At 50.7% G+C, this 20,374-nt stretch carries 2 protein-coding genes; both read left to right on the top strand.

Annotated elements, in window-relative coordinates:
- Positions 1-36 precede the first annotated feature (36 nt).
- A complete protein-coding gene (locus SG35_RS30715; RefSeq protein ID WP_044833301.1) occupies positions 37-17,238 on the top strand; it encodes a non-ribosomal peptide synthase/polyketide synthase in 17,202 nt (5,733 codons plus the stop codon).
- 216 nt (positions 17,239-17,454) lie between these two features.
- Positions 17,455-20,253 (top strand): YncE family protein, encoded by a 2,799-nt coding sequence (locus SG35_RS30720; protein ID WP_274055507.1) that lies wholly within the window; start codon positions 17,455-17,457, stop codon positions 20,251-20,253.
- Positions 20,254-20,374: the final 121 nt, after the last annotated feature.

A 20,374-nucleotide genomic window follows, 5' to 3' on the forward strand; every position in this document is an offset into this window, starting at 1 on the left:
GTTAAAAGTGAACTTCTTGATGAGGTTGAGTTTTAAATGAATGAAACAAAAATCCTGGTTCAGCAACTAGCTGAACAAGGCATTGAAGTCTATTTGCAGAAAGGAAAGCTAAAGGCAAGAGCATTAAAGGGAGGCTTGACGCCCGAATATACTTTGTTGATTAAAAATAATCTCGAGAAGATTATTGAATATCTGCATCAAACCCAGGAAAAAGATGTTTTAAAATCTGCAAAAGCAAAAATAGTTCCCGCCGGAAATGATAAAAAAGCCCTTTCCTTTGCCCAGCAAAGGTTATGGTTTATCGACCAGCTTCAGGGAGGCAGCGAAGAATATAATATGCCGCTGGCATTTGAAGTGAAGGGGGAGTTTGATCCCCATGCCGCCGAGCAGGCGCTGTCGGCGATTATTGAGCGACATGAAGTTTTACGTACGGTTTATATTGAAGATGATGACCAGCCCGGTTTGCATTTGATAACAGATCATAACTTTACCCTTACACTGCATGATCTGTCGGCGCTTGAACCTGTGGCGCAACAGCAAAAGTTAACGGCACTTATCGATGCAGATACACAGCAATCGTTTGTTTTAAAAGAAGATTTGATGATCCGTGCCAGTTTTGTCGTCTTGGATAAAGGCGATAAGGCACAGCAGCGCCAGGCCAGGGGGGCGTTATTATTTAATATGCATCATATCGCTTCCGACGGTTGGTCGATGGAAGTGTTAATTCGTGAGTTTGTGACTTTATATCAGTCAATTACCCAGGGCAGTACAGCGCAGCTGCCGCCTCTTGAGATCCAGTATGCCGACTATGCCCACTGGCAAAGAGCATGGTTGCAGGGAGAAGTGCTGGAAAAACAACTGGGTTATTGGGACAAGCAGCTGGCGGATGCGCCGCCGGCGCACTCCCTGCTGCTGGATAAGCCCAGACCCGAAATCAAGCAATACAGCGGCGGCAGTGTTTCCGGGCAGTTGTCCGCCGGGGTGGCAAGGCAGCTTAAGATGCTGGCTTCCCACCATCAGTTAACCCCCTTTATGTTGCTGCACGGCGCCCTGGCGCTGGTGTTGTCACGCCACAGTAACAGCAAGGACATTATTATCGGCACCCCGGTGGCGAACCGGATGCAGGCAGAGCTTGAGGGATTGATCGGCTTTTTTGTCAATACCCTGGTGCTGCGCCTTGATACCGGCCACCAGCGGCTTAAAGATTATCTCGCCCATGTGCGCCAGGTACATTTAGACGGACAAGATAATCAGGATGTGCCTTTTGAACAGTTGATCGAACGCTTAAAAATTCCCCGTAACAACAGCCACTCCCCGCTGTTCCAGATCATGTTGTCCACCAATAATGATTTTGGCCTGGGGGATAAATCCGGCGGTAATACCCTGGATTTAGCCGGGGTGTCACTTGCGCCACTAGCCAGTGATAAAATTGCCGCCAAGTTTGATCTGGAAATCGGCATCAATATCAGTGATCAGGGACTAGGGGTAGACTGGACTTACGATAACAGTATTTTCACCGGCGAGCATATCGGCCAGCTTAATGAACACTTGTTGATGGTGTTAACCTCGCTGGCAGGCATAACCACATCTGCCGATCCCGAGCTTAGGGAGCTAAGCGGTGTATTGCCGCAACAAGAGCTCGATACCTTACAGACCTTTGCCCGGGGCCCGCAAATCATCCGGACTCAGGATATGCTGGCGCATGAGTTATTTGAACGCCGGGCTGGGCAGACCCCGGATAAAGCCGCTTTATTTTTTAAAGATCAGCAGCTGAGTTACCGGGAAGTGAATACCCGCGCCAACCGGTTAGCCCGTTACCTGCAGGCGCAGGGGGTGAACACAGAAACCCTGGTGGGGGTCAGTGTTGACCGCTCGGCGGAGATGGTGATCAGCATATTGGCCATTCTCAAAGCGGGGGCGGCTTATGTACCCCTAGACCCCAGTTATCCCAAGGCCCGGTTGCAATATATTCTCCGGGACACAGGTATTAAACACCTGGTCACACAATCACATTTAACGATAGAAAACATAACCGAAGAAATAGGCACTGAAGAAGCCATTCAGATCATTAAGCTCGATCATATCCAGGCGCTGTGCAGCGAGTTTTCAGGTGAAAACCTGTTAAATTCCCCGGGAGAAAGCCAGCTGGCTTATGTGATCTATACCTCAGGTTCTACCGGCAACCCCAAAGGGGTATTGGTGGCGCATGCCAATCTGGTCAACTTCCTGTTTGCCATGAAAGAAAAACCGGGATTAAGTGCGGATGACAGCTTACTGGCGATCACTTCGACTTCATTTGATATTCACTGCCTGGAGCTGTTCTTACCTCTGGTTTGCGGTGCCCGCTTAGTGGTGGCGTCTAAAGATGCCACCTCGGATGCGGACCAGCTGATGGCGTTAATTAAAAAACATAACATCAATATTATCCAGGGGACACCGGCCACCTGGCGTATGCTGGTTGACAGCAACTGGCAGCCGGATTCGCATATCAAGATATTATGTGGCGGTGAAGCCCTGAGCCTGAGCCTGGCCAAACAATTACTCAGCAATGCCAACATCGAACTTTGGAACATGTATGGCCCGACCGAAACCACAGTCTGGTCCAGTGTCCATAAAGTAGAAGGCAATGAAACCAGTATTTTAGTTGGTAAACCCATTGATAATACTAAGTTTTATGTAGTATCCAAAGAGGGCGGCCTGGCACCTCTCGGTGCGACCGGCGAGCTGTTGATCACTGGCGCCGGTGTCACCCTGGGTTATTTAAATCGCCCGGACCTCACCAACAGGCAGTTTATTGCCAATACCTTTGAGGTGGGAGAACGCAGTAGTGAATACGCCTACCGCACCGGCGACTTGGTGCGTTGGTTACCCGATGGCAACCTGGTGTGTCTGGGCCGTATCGATGATCAGATCAAGATCCGCGGCTTCCGGGTTGAGCTGGGGGAAATTGAAAATCAGTTAGCCCTTTATCAGCAAGTCGACAGCTGCCAGGTGGTTGCCCGGGAAGGGGCAACGGGTCAAAAACAGTTAGTGGCCTATGTCAAAGCTCAAAGCAGCGAGCTCAGCGCAGATGAACAACTTGCACTGAGCGAAACATTAAAGCAGGGCTTAAAAAGCGCTTTGCCCGATTACATGGTGCCGTCGGCCTTTGTCTTTATGGCACAGTGGCCGCTGACCGCCAATGGCAAAATCGATAAAAAAGCCCTGCCTTCCCCCGATGCCAGTGTCTTGCAGGGAGAGTATATTGCCCCGCAAACGGCAACCGAAACAGCCCTGAGCCGGATTTGGGGCCAGTTATTAAAACTGGAAGCGGAAGAAATCAGCACCAATGCCGACTTTTTTACCCTCGGGGGACACTCACTGCTGACGGTACGTTTAGTGGCGGAGATCCGCAAACAGCTGCAGGTGGAAATACCGGTGAAAGTCGTGTTTGATACCGCCACGATTAAAGGCCTGGCGGAAATCATCGAACAGGGCTCACAAGGCGTGCTGCGCCGTGAGGTACAGGCCGTGCCGCGGGAAAATGATCTGATGCCGTTATCTTTTGCCCAGCAAAGGTTATGGTTTATCGACCAGCTTCAAGGGGGCAGCGCCGAGTACAATATGCCACTGGCCTTTGAGGTCAGCGGTGATTTTGACAGCCATGCCGCCGAGCAGGCGATGACCGCTATTATCGAACGCCACGAGGTGCTGCGCACTGTCTATCTGGAAGAGGATGAACAAACGCTGCAAAAAATCCTGCCCGGCACGGCTTTTGCCCTCACCCGACATGATTTATCCGCTTGTGATGATGAGGAACGCCGGTCGCAGTTAATGGCATTAATTGATGCCGATATGCAGCAGCCTTTTGATTTAACAAAAGATTTAATGGTAAGGGCCAGTTTTGTCATGCTGGACAAAAACCTTGGTACCGGCGCCTTGCTCTTTAATATGCACCATATCGCCTCCGATGGCTGGTCGATGGAAGTCTTGATCCGGGAATTTGTTACCTTGTATAGGGCATTCACATCAAACCAGGCCAGTCCTTTGGCTCCCCTGGGTATCCAATACGCGGATTATGCCCATTGGCAGCAGAAATGGCTGCAGGATGAAGTGCTTGAAGCGCAACTGAGTTACTGGGACAAACAGTTGGCGGATGTGCCGCCGGTACATGCCTTAACGCTGGATAAACCCAGACCCGAGGTCAAACAATACCGGGGAGATATCATCACCGGCCAGTTACCTCCGGTTGTTGCCGGGCAGTTACAGGCGCTGGCTTCACAGTATCAGTTAACCCCCTTTATGCTGCTGCACAGTGCGCTGGCTTTAGTGTTATCGCGCCACAGCAACAGCTCGGATATTGTGATCGGTACGCCGATTGCCAACCGGATGCAGGCGGAACTTGAGGGGCTTATCGGCTTCTTCGTCAACAGCCTGGTGCTGCGTGTCGATACCGACCACGAGAGTCTTGAAGATTATTTACGCCATGTGCGCCAGGTACATCTTGATGCCCAAAGCAACCAGGATGTGCCGTTTGAGCAATTGGTTGACAGGTTAAATATCCCGCGCAGCACCGCCCATACGCCGCTGTTCCAGATCATGTTGTCCACCAACGACGATTTCGGCTTAGGAGATGCGGACAATTCGCTCGATCTAGCCGGGGTAACGTTAACGCCGCTTGCCAGTGATGCCATCACCGCCAAGTTTGATCTCAATATCGGCATGAATATCACGGAACAAGGGCTGGATTTAAACTGGACCTTTGATACCAGCATCTTTAGTGCCGAGCATGTCGGGCAGTTTAACCAGCACCTGAAAACCTTATTAACGGCCATGGCGCAGCTGACGGCTAAAGAGCAACCGGCAGCAAACACAGCGCTTACCGGCCTGGCCATGTTATCAGTGCAGGAAAGCGATCACCTGCTTTATGGCCTCAATAAAACTGAGTTGGCATATCCGCAAGATAAGCGCATTCATGAATTGTTTACCGAACAGGCGGCCAAAACCCCGGAGAGTATCGCCCTGGTCTTTGGCGATAAAGCCCTGAGCTACCGTGAACTTAATGAAAAAGCCAACCGTTTGTCCCATCATTTGATGGCGCAGGGGGTTGGCGCGGAAACCTTAGTTGGCCTTTATCTCAGCCGCTCTATGGAGGTGGTGGTGGCGATTCTGGCGATACTCAAAGCCGGTGGTGCCTATGTGCCGCTTGACAGCAACTATCCTGAGGGACGGATCCGCTACATGCTGGACGATACCGGGGTGCAGGTATTGATCACAGAGCAAAGCCTTGCTGAACGCTTCAGCAATGAAGAGAATACTGCCTTGATGGTGATTGATGATGCCAATACCCGGGATTCTCTTGCAAAAGCATCGGCAGAAAACCCTCAGCAAGTGGTGAGTGCATCGCAACTGGCTTATGTGATCTATACCTCGGGCTCGACCGGTCAACCTAAAGGGGTGATGGTGGAGCACAGCAACATCCTGGCCTTTCATCAGGTCTTATCTGAGCAAATGCAGGCCATGGCACAGGCACAAGATCTTACCTGGCTCTCCGGTGCTTCTTTTGCCTTTGATGCTTCAATAAAAGGCCTGCTGGTGCTGCTTAACGGCGGCAAGATGGTGATACTGTCGGAGGAAGAAACCACAGATCCGACTCTGATCAGCCAGGTTATCGCTAAGCACCGGGTGGATGTCTATAATGCGACGCCGCAAATGGTCGATGAAATCGTCAAGCTGGATATGCCGGTCTCACCGGCATTGATCTCCAGCGGCGATCTGTTAACCCCTTCGGTGTTTGCCGCTTTAAAAGATTACGGCTTAAAACATGGGCGCGCCGTGGCCAATGCCTACGGACCGACGGAAACCACCATCAATAGCAGTTTTACGCTATTGCAGGAGACGTCAAACATCGGGCGCCCGGTGGCCAATACCCGTTTTTATATTCTTGATCAGCATAAACAGCTGACACCTTTTGGTGTCGCGGGTGAGCTTTACATCGGCGGCGAAGGGGTCGCCCGGGGATATTTAAACCAGCAGCAGCTGACGCAGGACTGCTTTATCACCAACCCCTTTAGCGACGGTGCGGATGATCGCCTGTATAAAAGTGGCGACTTGGTGCGCTACCTTGCCGACGGCAATGTAGAGTTTATCGGCCGGGTGGATGATCAGGTGAAAATCCGGGGTTTCAGGATTGAGCTGGGGGAAATTGAAAGCCAGTTGTCCAGATATCAACAGGTCGTAAGCAGCCTGGTACTGGCCCGCGAAGATGAAGGCAAACACAAACAGCTGGTGGCTTATATTAATCCGGTAGCGGAGAGTAGCGCCCTGTCCGAACCGGGAACCTTTATCGAGGCCTTAAAACAAGAGCTACATCAGACACTACCTGAATATATGGTGCCGTCGGCTTTTGTGATGATCGAACAATGGCCGCTGACCGCCAACGGTAAAATCGATAAAAAAGCGCTGCCATCCCCGGATAATAGTGCCCTGCAGGGGGAATATGTTGCGCCGCAAACGGAAATTGAGCAAATCCTGACCCAAATCTGGGGCCGGTTGTTAAAAATGGATGCCGAAGACATCAGCACCCGGGCCAACTTTTTCACCCTGGGAGGACATTCGCTGCTCACGGTGCGTTTAGTGGCGGAGATCCGAAAGGAACTGCAAGTAGAAGTCTCGGTGAAATCGGTTTTCGAAGCGGCCCATATCCAGGCATTGGCGGAAACGGTAGCTTCGGGAGCACAGGCGGCGTTAAGGCCTGCTATTGTCCCCGTGGCGCGTGAAAACGAGACCATGGCGTTATCCTTTGCCCAGCAAAGGTTGAGTTTTATCGACCAGCTCCAGGGGGGCAGTCCCGAGTACAATATGCCGGTGGCCTTTGAAGTGAGCGGCAATTTCGATGCCGATGCCGCCGAGCAGGCGCTGGCACGTATTATCGAGCGCCATGAAATCTTGCGCACTGTCTATCACAGTGCTGAACAAGGCGGTGAGACCTTACAACACATTCAGAGCGAAGCGAACTTTAGCCTGAGCCGGTTTGATTTAACCGAGCTGGATCAAGCGGCGCGCCGCTCCCGGTTAATGGCCTTAGTTGACGAGGATATGCAGCAGGTATTTGATTTAACCAAAGATCTGATGGTGCGGGCCAGCTATATCGCCCTGGATAAAGATCTGGGCACGGGCGCCTTGCTGTTTAATATGCACCATATCGCCTCCGACGGCTGGTCAATGCAGGTGTTGATTCGGGAGTTTGTCAGCCAGTATAAGGCGATCACTGCCGGAGGAGCAGATCCCTTAGCGCCGCTGGACATTCAATACGCGGATTATGCCCACTGGCAGCGCCAGTGGCTGCAGGGAGAAGTACTGGAGACGCAACTTGGTTACTGGGAGCAACAACTCGATGATGTGCCGCCGGTGCATTCGTTAATGTTGGATAAGCCCAGGCCCAAGGAAAAACAGCATGTTGGCGATACCGTCTTTGGCCGCTTGCCGGGCGAGGTAGCACAGCAGTTACAGGCATTAGCCAAACATTACCAGCTAACGCCGTTTATGTTGCTGCATGGTGCCCTGGCCCTGGTGTTGTCCCGTCACAGCAACAGCTCGGATATTGTCATAGGTACGCCGATCGCGAACCGGATGCAGGCAGAGCTTGAGCCATTGATCGGCTTCTTCGTCAATACCTTAGTGCTGCGTCTGGATACAGGCCATGGCAAGCTGGAAGATTATTTCAATCATGTGCGCCAGGTGCATCTCGATGCCCAAAACAACCAGGATGTGCCGTTCGAGCAACTGGTGGAGCGGCTAAACATTGCCCGCAATAGCGCCCATACGCCGCTGTTCCAGATCATGTTATCTACCAACAGTGATTATGGCCTGGCCGGCAGTGACGGCGGTGAGAATACCCTGGATCTGGACGGGGTGACCTTATCGCCGCTGGCAAGTGACAGGATCACCGCCAAATTTGATCTCGATATCAGTATCGATATCACCAGGGACGGTGTGGACTTACACTGGACCTTTGATACCAGCATTTTTAGCCATGAACATGTCAGCCAGTTTAATGCCCATCTGGAAACCTTGCTTGCGGCGCTGGCGCAGTTTACACCGGCTGATACTGCCAATACCGAGATCAATACCTTAGCTATGTTAACGCCTCAGGAGAGCGAATATCTGCTTGAGACCATCAATAGCAGTAGCGTCGATTACCCAAGCGATAAGGGCATTCATGAATTGTTTGCTGAGCAGGTAAGCAAGACCCCGGATAATATTGCCCTGGTATCTCAAAACAGCCAACTTAGCTACCGCGAACTGGACGAAAGCGCCAACCGCCTGGCCCGTTATCTATTGGCGCAAGGGGTTGAGCAGGAAACCTTTGTCGGGGTGTGCTTAAACCGCTCAGCAGAAATGGTGGTGGCGATTTTGGCTATACTCAAAGCTGGCGGCGCTTATGTGCCGTTAGATCCCGCTTATCCCGAAGCCAGGTTACAACATATTTTAACCGATACCGGGGTAGGGCATGTGCTGACCGCCAGTCACCTAGCGGATGTGCTGGCTTTTGCTAAAACCAAAGACGAAGATGATGCCGGTGTTGAGCTGCTTTGTCTAGATGGTGCCACTCTGGCGGCCGAGGTGTTGGCACAAGAGAGCAGTGAGCCGCAACGCGATAAAGCACACAGACAAGTTAATGCCGGTAACAGTTTGGCCTATGTTGTTTATACTTCGGGTTCTACCGGGTTGCCCAAAGGGGTGATGGTGGAGCACCACAGCGTGACCCGCCTGGTGACCAACAGCAATTTTGTGCCTTTAGATGAAAACAGCCGCTTCTTACAGGTAGCACCAATTGCCTTTGACGCCGCGACCCTTGAACTCTGGGGACCGTTACTCAACGGCGGCCAGTGTCTTATTTTTGGTGAGCAACATATAGATTTACACTTGCTGACAGACTTTATCGTTAAATATGAAGTTAACACCTTATTTTTAACCACGGGATTATTCGACCAGTGGAGCGAAATAGCGGCACAGGCTCCCAGTGTTAAATACTTGCTGTCGGGGGGAGATATCCTCAATGCCGACTCGGTTAAGCGGGTGCATAAGAATTTACCCGGTGTTCAGGTGATCAACTGTTACGGTCCGACCGAGAATACCACCTTTACCACCTGTCATTGGATCCACAGGGACCATGACCTTGATGCGGGGACGCCGATAGGTAAAGCAATTCAAAATACCAGCACTTATGTGCTAAACAGCGCCCGGGCCCTGGTACCTTTAGGTGTGGTCGGGGAATTATATACCGGCGGCGAAGGGGTCGCCCGCGGTTATCTCAATCGGGAGCAGGCGACACAGGAAAGCTTTATTGCCAATCCGTTTAGCGACAAAGCCGGTGATCGCATGTATAAAACCGGCGATCTGGTCCGTTACCTCAGCGACGGCAGTATCGAATTTGTCGGCCGGGTCGATAACCAGGTGAAAGTGCGCGGTTTCAGAATTGAGTTGGCGGAAATCGAGCATGAGCTCCATTTATGCCAAGGAGTGCATTCTGCCGTGGTACTGGCCAGAGGTGAAGGCAGCAGCAAACAGCTGGCTGCTTATGTTAAAGGTAATCTGGCGTATGAGAGTCAGGAAGAGAAAGCCGGCTTTATTACTGAGCTGAAAACTTCGCTTGCTGTTGTTTTACCTGAGTATATGGTGCCGGATATTTTCGTGATAGTGGATGAATGGTCGCTAACGCCAAACGGCAAGGTCGACAAGAAGGTTTTACTGTCGCTTGAAGGGGTATTGCTGCAAAGCGAATATGTCGCTCCGCAGACAGAAGTTGAACAGGCCCTGGCACAGATCTGGTCTTCGCTGTTGAAGCTGGAGGCAGATAAAATCAGTGCAAGTGCCAACTTCTTTGAGCTGGGGGGACACTCGCTGTTAACGGTGCGTTTAGTGGCGGAGATCCGCAAACAGCTGCAGGTAGAAATACCGGTGAAAGCCGTGTTTGATGCCGCCACCATAAAAGGCCTGGCAGAGATCATCGAACAGGGATCGCAAGCCGTGCTGCGCCGTGAGGTACAGGCCGTGCCGCGGGAAAGCGATGTGATGCCGTTATCTTTTGCCCAGCAAAGATTATGGTTTATCGACCAGCTGCAGGGTGGAAGTCCCGAGTACAATATGCCGACTGCGTTTGAAGTGAGCGGTGATTTTGACAGCCATGCTGCCGAGCAGGCGCTGAGCGCTATTATCGAGCGTCACGAGGTGCTGCGCACCGTTTACCTGGAAGATGATGAACAGAGCTTACAAAAAATCCTGTCCGGGACGGAGTTTACCCTCACCCGACATGATTTATCGGCTTTTGACGAGGATGATCGCCGGTCGCAGTTAATGGCATTAATAGATGCCGATATGCAAAAACCTTTTGATTTAACAAAAGATCTAATGGTTAGGGCCAGTTTTGTCACGCTAGATAAAAACCTTGGCACAGGGGCATTGCTCTTTAATATGCACCATATCGCCTCCGACGGCTGGTCGATGGAAGTCTTGATCCGGGAATTTGTTACCCTGTATCGGGCGTTCGCATCAAACCAGGCCAGTCCTCTAGCTACCTTGAGCATCCAATATGCGGATTATGCCCACTGGCAGCGGGAATGGTTGCAGGGAGAGGTGCTTGACGCACAACTTAATTACTGGGACAAGCAGTTAGCGGATGTGCCGCCTGTGCATGCCTTAACCCTGGATAAACCCAGACCCGAGGTTAAACAACATAAGGGTGATACGATTACCAGCCAGTTGCCGCCGGCGATTGCCGGGCAGCTACAGGCGCTGGCGTCACAGTATCAGTTAACCCCCTTTATGTTGCTGCATAGTGCCCTGGCCCTGGTGTTGTCGCGCCACAGCAATACTTCGGATATCGTGGTCGGTACACCGATTGCCAACCGGATGCAGGTGGAGCTTGAGGGACTGATCGGCTTCTTCGTCAATACCTTAGTGTTGCGCGTCGATACCGGGCATGACAGCCTTGAAGATTATTTACGGCATGTGCGCCAGGTACACCTCGATGCCCAAAGCAACCAGGATGTGCCGTTTGAGCAATTGGTAGACAGGTTAAATATTCCGCGCAGCAGCGCCCATACGCCGCTGTTCCAGATCATGTTATCCACCAATACCGATTTTGGTTTGGATGCTGGTGACGGTGAAAATAATACGCTGGAGCTGGATGGCGTCAGCTTAACGCCGCTCTCGAGTGAACATATCAATGCCAAGTTTGATCTTAATATCGGCCTGAATATCAGTGAGCGTGGCGTGGATTTAAACTGGACCTTTGATACCAGCATCTTTAGTGCCGGGCATATCGGGGTGTTTAACGAACATCTGAAAACTTTGCTAACGGCTATGGCGCAGTTGATGCCGGAAGATGCCGTGACAGCAAGCACTAAGCTGAGCACCTTGGCCATGCTGTCACCGCAGGAAAGCGAACACTTACTTTATGGCCTCAACGAGACCAAGCTGACGTACCTGCAGGATAAGCGGATTCATGAATTGTTTGCCGGGCAGGCGGCCAAAACTCCGGATGATATCGCCCTGGTTTTTGGCGATGAAAAGCTTAACTACCGCGAACTTAACGAAAAGGCCAACCGTTTGGCCCATCATTTGATGGCGCAGGGGGTTGGTGCGGAAACCTTAGTTGGCCTGTATCTTAAGCGCTCTATGGATATAGTGGTGGCTATCCTGGCGATACTCAAAGCCGGTGGCGCTTATGTACCGCTCGATAGCAATTATCCAGAGGGACGGATCCGCTATATGCTTGAAGATACCTCAGTTAAAGCTGTGATCACAGAGCAAAGTCTTGTTGATAACCTCGGCGGCAAAGAGAAAATTCAGCTGTTGGTGCTCAATGATCCTCAGCTGCAGGAAGTCCTGGCAAAACAGTCGGCGGAAAACCCTCAACAAGTGGTGACAGCATCACAACTGGCTTATGTGATCTATACCTCGGGCTCGACCGGGCAACCTAAAGGGGTAATGGTTGAGCATCGTAATATCCTGGCCTTTAATCAGGTTTTATCCCAGCAGATGGCGGCTATGGCACAGGCGCAAGATCTTACCTGGCTTTCCGGTGCGTCATTTGCCTTTGATGCCTCGATAAAAGGCCTGCTGGTATTGCTTAATGGCGGCAAGATGGTGATTTTGTCGGAGGATGAAACCACAGATCCGACTCTGATCAGTCAGGTTATTGCTAAGCACCGGGTTGATGTTTATAACGCAACGCCGCAAATGCTTGATGAAATCGTCAAGCTGGATATGCCGGTCTCACCGGCGCTGATTTCCAGTGGTGATTTGTTAACGCCTTCGGTTTTTGCCGCTTTGAAAGACTATTGTGTTAAGCATGGTCTGCCGGGAGCCAATGCCTACGGACCGACAGAAACCACCATCAACAGCAGTTTTACGTTATTGCAGGAAACATCCAATATTGGACGGCCGGTGGCCAATACCCGCTTCTATATTCTTGATCAGCATAAGCAGCTTGCGCCTTTTGGCGTTGCAGGTGAGCTTTATATCGGCGGCGAAGGTGTCGCCCGGGGATATTTAAACCAGCAGCAACTGACCCAGGACTGTTTTATACCTAATCCCTTTAACGACAGCGCAGATGACCGCCTGTATAAAAGTGGTGATTTGGTACGCTACTTGGCCGACGGTAACCTGGAGTTTATCGGCCGGGTGGATGACCAGGTAAAAGTCAGGGGCTTTAGGATAGAATTGGGTGAAATTGAAAGTCAGTTAGCCAAGAGTGAACAGCTTGACAGCGCCCTGGTGCTTGCCCGGGAAAATGAAGCCAAAGACAAACAACTGGTGGCTTATATTAATCCGAAAGATTATCAAGCGGTGGCATCCGATGCGGGAACCTTTATCGAGGTGTTAAAACAAGCACTACATCAGACGCTACCTGAATATATGGTGCCGCCGGCTTTTATGATGATCGAACAATGGCCGCTGACCGCCAATGGTAAAATCGATAAAAAAGCCCTGCCATCGCCGGATAATACCGCCCTGCAGGGGGAGTATGTCGCGCCGAAAACACAAATTGAGCAGATCCTGACCCAAATCTGGGGCCGGTTGTTAAAAATGGATGCCGGAGATATCAGTACCCGGGCCAACTTTTTCACCCTGGGGGGGCATTCGCTGCTTACCGTACGCTTAGTGGCGGAGATCAGAAAACAGCTGCAGGTGGAAGTCTCGGTGAAAGCGGTTTTTGAAGCCGCGCATATCCAGGCGTTGGCCGAAATGATAACTTCGGGTTCTCAGGCGGCGTTAAGGCCTGCTATTGCTCCAGTGGCAAGAGAAAATGGCGCTATGGCATTATCTTTTGCCCAGCAAAGATTAAGCTTTATCGACCAGCTCCAGGGAGGCAGTCCCGAGTACAATATGCCGACGGCCTTTGAAGTGAGCGGGAATTTTGATGCCGATGCCGCTGAATTGGCACTGGCTCGTATTATCGAGCGCCATGAAATTCTGCGCACTGTCTACCGTGAGCAGGCGATGGAACAAGGCGGTGAAACCTTGCAGCACATTCTGCCCAAGGCAGACTTTAACCTGACCCGGTTGGATTTAACCGGTTTGGATGAAGCGGCGCGCCGCTCCCGGTTAATGGCTTTAGTTGACGCGGATATGCAACAGCCGTTTGATTTAACAAAAGATCTGATGGTGCGGGTCAGCTATATTGCGTTGGATAAAAACCAGGGCACGGGAGCGCTGTTATTTAACATGCACCATATTGCCTCCGACGGCTGGTCAATGCAGGTGTTGATACAAGAGTTTGTCGGCCAATATAAGGCGATCACCACAGGGCAGGCTGCTCCTCTAGCGCCGCTGGAAATTCAATACGCAGATTATGCCCATTGGCAGCGCCAATGGCTGCAGGGGGAAGTGCTGGAAACGCAACTCAGTTACTGGGACAAACAGTTAGCCGATGTGCCGCCGGTGCATGCTTTACTGCTGGATAAACCCAGACCGGAGGAAAAACAACATCTTGGTGATGTAGTTTCAGGGGAGTTATCAAGCGAGGTAGCACAGCAGTTACAGGCGCTGGCCAAACATTATCAGCTAACGCCATTTATGTTGCTGCACGGCGCCCTGGCCCTGGTACTGTCGCGTCACAGCAACAGCCCGGATATCGTGATCGGTACGCCGATTGCGAACAGGATGCAGGCGGAGCTTGAACCCTTGATTGGTTTCTTCGTCAATACTTTAGTACTGCGTCTGAATACAGACCATGGCAAACTTGAGGATTATTTTAATCATGTGCGCCAAGTGCACCTCGATGCCCAAAACAACCAGGATGTGCCGTTTGAGCAACTGGTAGAGCGGTTAAATATTGCCCGCAGCACCGCCCATACGCCGCTGTTCCAGATCATGTTAACGACTAACAGCGATTATGGCCTGGGGGGCAGTAACGGTGAAAGCAATGTGCTGGATCTGGACGGGGTGACCCTGTCGCCGCTGGCAAGTGACAGGATCACTGCCAAATTTGATCTGGATATCGGTATCAATATCACCAGTGACGGCGTGGACCTGCACTGGACCTTTGATAGCAGCATCTTTACCCGGGAGCATGTCAGCCAGTTTAATGATCACCTGCAAACCTTGCTTACGGCGATGGCTGGGCTTACACCAACGGCAAGTACCGAGATCAATTCCTTAGCCATGCTTACCGCTCAGGAAAGTCAGTATCTGCTTGAGACACTTAATAACAGTGCTGTTGATTATCCAAGCGAGCAGGGCATTCATGAATTATTTGCCAGGCAGGTACGCAAGACTCCGGATAATATCGCCCTGGTGTCGGAAAACAGCCAGCTGAGCTACCGCGAACTGGATGAAAGCGCCAACCGCCTGGCCCGCTATTTATCGGCACAAGGGGTTGAAAAAGAAAGCTTTGTCGGGGTATGTTTAAACCGTTCACCAGAGATGGTAGTGGCGGTATTAGCCATACTCAAAGCCGGCGGTGCCTATGTGCCGTTAGACCCGGGTTATCCTGAGAATAGGTTGCAGCATATTTTAACCGATACGGGGGTGCGGTATGTGCTGACCGCCAGCCACATGGCAGATGTACTTGATTTTGCTAAAGATAATGCCAATGTTGAGCTGCTTTGTCTCGATGATGTCGAGTTGGCGGCCAAGGTGCTGGCACAGGAGAGCAGTGAGCCGGCAAACATCAGTGCAGGCAATGAACTGGCTTATGTTATTTACACTTCCGGATCTACCGGCTTACCCAAAGGGGTGATGGTGGAGCACCATAACGTGACCCGTTTGGTGACTAAGTGTAATTTTGTACCCCTGGATGAAGCTACCCGTTTCTTGCAATCGGCGCCGATCGCTTTTGATGCCGCCACGCTTGAGCTTTGGGGGCCGTTACTTAACGGCGGCCAGTGCATTATTTACGGTGAGCAAAAAATCGATTTACAACAGCTGACAGAATTTATTGTCGAGCATGAGGTCAACACCTTATGGTTGACGGCGGGCTTATTCGAGCAGTGGAGTGAAATGTCGGCTCAGGCCAGTAATATCAAGTACTTGCTGGCAGGCGGCGATGTCCTGAATGTCGATGCCGTTAGACGGGTACGGGACAATATTCCGGGCATAACTGTGATTAATGGTTATGGTCCGACAGAAAATACTACGTTTACCACTTGTTACCAGGTTAACAATGATGATACACTTGGTTTGAATATACCAATAGGTAAAGCGATCCAAAACACCAGCACTTATGTGCTAACCGGCTCCCGGGCCCTGACGCCGTTAGGCGCAATAGGGGAATTATACTCAGGTGGCGCAGGTGTTGCCCGCGGTTATCTCAACCAGGAACAGGCAACACAGGCAAGTTTTATTGCTAACCCGTTTAGCGACAGGGTTGGAGACCGCTTGTATAAAACCGGTGATCTGGTGCGTTATCTTAGCGACGGTAATTTAGAATTTATCGGCCGGGCGGATAACCAGGTAAAAGTACGCGGTTTCAGGATTGAGCTGGCAGAAATCGAACATCAGCTTAATGTATGTCAGGGAGTACACTCGTCCGTGGTCCTGGCCAAGGGAGAGGGCAGCAGTGATAAACAGTTGGTTGCTTATATCAAAGGAGATCTCACGTATGAGACGTCTGGTGATAAAACGAAGTTTATCAACGAGTTAAAATCTTCTCTGATAAGCGCCTTACCTGAATACATGGTGCCGGATGTTTTTGTTGTTATTGATGAATGGTCGTTAACAGCCAATGGCAAGATAGATAAAAAAGCGTTATTGGCGCTTGATGGTTTGTTGCTGCAAAGCGAATACCTGGCGCCACAGAGCGAGCCTGAACAAGCCCTGGTGCAGATCTGGTCTTCGTTATTGAAGCTGGATGCGGATAAAATCAGTGTGACCGCTAACTTCTTTGAACTTGGCGGACATTCATTGTTGATTAACCGCCTGGTGCTATGGATGCGTGTTCACTATAGCAAGCAGATATCGATTAAAGATTTATTCTTGCTGCAAACCATCCGCGAGCAGGCGGACTGGTTAACGGCGCCGGAGGCTAAGTTGGCGGCATTGCCGAAATGTGAAGTATTGGGACAATATAACGTCGGTTTACCGGATGTTTATTTTGTCCCCGGGGTTGCCGGACTGGCGAAGATGTTTATGGATATTGCCAGAGGTGCGGCGGGCAGATTTAATGTCAAAGCCTTTAATCATCGAGGGTTGTTGGATAACAATACACCTTTTGCAACGATTGAAAGCAATGCCGAAGACTTTGCCGGTTATATCTTGTCAGAGCAGGCACAGGGGCCCTATCTGATTGCCGGGCACTCCTATGGCGGCGTACTGGCGCTGGAAATTGTCAGAAGGCTACGCGCCAAAGGGCATGAGGCCGAGCTGGTGTTGATAGACAGCTACTTTGAGCAGCAAACATTACTGCTCAAGGACAGTGAACAGCAAATTTCAGAGCAGATGCTTGCCGGGGATGAACTCCCTGAGCTTGATAACGAGCTGGATGTAGAAGAAAAAGAAAAAGTGGCACTGTTATACCGGACCCAGGTTGATTTATTTACCGCTTACAAGCCACAAGCCCTGGAGGGGGTAATCCCGCTGGTGTTATTGGCAAGGGAGTCAAAATTTAACATGGGTTTCTATCAGCAGAAGCTGGGCAGTGTATTTGGTCAGGGGCTGATTTGTCATTCGGTTGACGGAGGGCATTTCTCAATGCTTTCAGGAGAAGGGGGACAGGAGGTATGTCATTATATCCATAGGCTGATCTCTTGAGGAGCCGTTAATTTGTGGGGAACGGCAATCTCAATTTAGGTTAAGCTCCCGGCTTTGCCGGGAGCATACTCACACAGGTAAATCGCCCGATAGCGTTATCGAGCCCGTTATTTTTCCGCTTGCTTGTTGCAAGGCAAACAAGCGGATTTAACTACAGCCCGGTGACCAAAACTAGAATGAAACGGCGATAGTTTATTTAAATAGGATTTAATAAAAATGATACTAAAAAATAATATTAAGCGTCCTTTCGCGTTTAATCGATTATTATGCAAGGCCATGATCCCTGCGGTTCTTTTGACCGGCGCCGGTTATAGCTATGCCAGTGAAGTTGCTGCTAAAGCGACAAGTCATAATAAAGTGATGAAAGGCGAAAAAGCCGGCACTGCCGGTGATGTGAAAAACGAATCGTCTTATGTCTTATTTGAATCGGGGCAGGTCAGACCGATGGCAATATCTGCCGATGGTTCGCGTTTGTTTGCCGTCAATACTCCGGATAACCATCTGGAAATTTTTGATGTTACCGACAAGGGACTCAGCCATGTAACTTCTGTGCCTGTGGGCATGGAACCGGTTGCGGTTGCGGTCAAATCTGAGAGCGAAGTTTGGGTGGTCAACCATTTATCCGACAGCGTCAGCATTGTTGATCTGAGTTTACCTGTGCCGGCGGTGAAAAAAACCTTACTGGTAGGGGATGAACCCCGGGATATCGTTTTCGCCGGACCGAACAAAGACAAAGCCTTTATTACCGCCGCTCACCGCGGTCAGAATGCGCCTTTTGATCCCCAACTGCAAACACCGGGCGTAGGCCGGGCCGATGTCTGGGTGTTTGATTCAACCAAGCTCGGCGATGATCTTGGCGGTACACCACAAACCATCATTAATTTATTCAGCGATACCCCAAGGGCATTGGCGGTCAGTCCTGACGGCAGCCGGGTTTATGCCGCGGCTTTCCAGTCGGGTAACCAAACCACGACCTTGAAAGCGGAAATGTTAAAAGGCGGCCTGGACAAAGCGGCGCCCCATGTTGATATCAAGGGTAATGAACAGCCTAAAACCGGTTTGATCGTTAAATATGTAGACGGCAACTGGGTTGATAACGGTGATCCCCTGACCAAGGCAGCGCCTAAGACCTGGAATGACAGGGTGCGTTTCTCCCTGCCGGATAAAGATGTTTTTGTGATCGATGCCATGGCGAAAACCCCTAAAGAAATAGAGTCTATCAGCCATGTGGGCACCACCTTGTTTAACATGGTGGTTAACCCTAAAAGCGGTAATGTTTACGTTTCCAACACAGATGCCCGAAACCATGTACGCTTTGCCAGCTCAGGCGATCGCAGCGATACCCTCAGGGGGCATTTTGTTGAAAACCAGATCACCCTGATCTCCGGTGATAAGGTCAAACCGTTAAACCTGAATAAACATATCACTTCCTACAATGAAAAACTCGGTACTAAGGCGGAGAATTACAGCAGTTTGTCCCAGCCGATGGAAATGGTGATTTCTAAAGACGGCGCTAAGCTTTATGTTGCCGCCTACGGTTCCAGTAAAATCGGTGTTTTTAATACCAAGCAGTTAGAAGATGACTCCTTTGTGCCTAACGGCGACGATTACATTAAGCTGACCGGCGGTGGTCCGAGCGGTATTATTCTTGACGAAGGCAGAAACAAACTTTATACCTTAACCCGGTTTGATAATGCCATTGCCGAAGTTAATCTTGCCACCGGCAAGGAAACGGCCAAGGTATTCCTGCCTAACCCTGAGCCGGAAAGTGTCACCAAAGGACGTCCTTTCCTTTACGATGCGGCGTTAACCTCCAGCCGCGGGGATTCGGCTTGTGGTTCTTGTCATACCTTTGGCGATATGGATCACCTGGCCTGGGATTTAGGTGACCCGGATGCCGCCGTTGCCGAGAGCCCCAATACTTACCTGGGTGTGGGACCCAAGTCGGAAATTAAAGACTTCTTCCACCCGATGAAAGGACCTATGGTGACCCAGAGTTTACGCGGTCTGCCGGGACAGGGACCTATGCACTGGCGCGGCGACCGTACCGGGGCTTCCAGAGATGAAGATGAAACCATCGAAGAGCAGGCGTTTGAAGATTTTAATATTGCCTTCGTTGACCTGCAGGGGCGCGCCGAAGAATTAACCGAAGAAGAAATGCAGCAACTGACCGACTTTGCCATGCAGCTGGAATATCCGCCTAACCCTATCCGGGCGCTGGATAACAGCCTGACGGAAAAACAGCATGCCGGTTTTAAAGAATATAATATTGGCGCCCAGATAGACCAGGGTATTGTCGACTGTAATACCTGTCACCAGATTGATCCGGCAGCCAAGCGATACGGCACCGTAGGATTAATGAATATGTCGGTGGCGGATACCGGCCGGGCAGAAGACTTTAAGATCCCGCATTTACGGGCCTTATACCAAAAAGTGGGTATGTTCGGCAGCACCGGCGATGCCGAGAATGGCGAAGAGCACAAGGGAGAGCAAATCCGCGGCTTCGGCTTTAACCATGACGGCGCCAGCCAGACGGTTTATGAAGTATTATCGGAAGATATTTTTGAGTTTAATTCTGAGGAAGAAAAACGTAATGTTGAACTCTTCAGCTATATGATCAACTCGAAATTAAATCCGATTGTCGGCCAGCAAATCACCCTGAACAAAGGTAACTACGCCGATAAGCCGGTACAGGAGCGTATCGACTTACTGGTGTCCCGCGCCAAGATCGAAAAACCTGTGCCTGAGTGTGACCTGATTGTTAAAGGTGTCATTGGCGGCGAAGCCCGCGGCGGTTTGATGCAGAGCAACGGCCTGTTTAAGTTAGACAGTATGTCTGATAGCTTAATATCCGATAAGAAGCTGAGAAAATTAGCTAAACAGGACGGAAACCACCTTACCTATACCTGTGTGCCTCCGGGATCTGGTCAGCGTATGGGCATAGACAGAAATGAAGACGGTCATTTCGACCGGGATGAAGTTGCCCGCGTGGCAAAGGCCGGTAGTGCAAAGTAATTGCTACCCGGTAAAGCGCAGGTAAAAGAACCTGTGATCTTGTCAGCAACAGGAGGTTTTCCCCTGTTGCTTGTAAGAACATGCTCTTTTCCTGCATCTGTTTTCCCGGTCCGATAACGAA

The sequence above is a fragment of the Thalassomonas actiniarum genome, assembly GCF_000948975.2.
GTDB lineage: Bacteria > Pseudomonadota > Gammaproteobacteria > Enterobacterales > Alteromonadaceae > Thalassomonas > Thalassomonas actiniarum.

Bases quoted from the DNA above. Each gene is read 5' to 3' on its own strand.
- SG35_RS30715 (WP_044833301.1), top strand. From the start codon at position 37: ATGAATGAAACAAAAATCCTGGTTCAGCAACTAGCTGAACAAGGCATT.
- SG35_RS30720 (WP_274055507.1), top strand. From the start codon at position 17,455: ATGATACTAAAAAATAATATTAAGCGTCCTTTCGCGTTTAATCGATTA.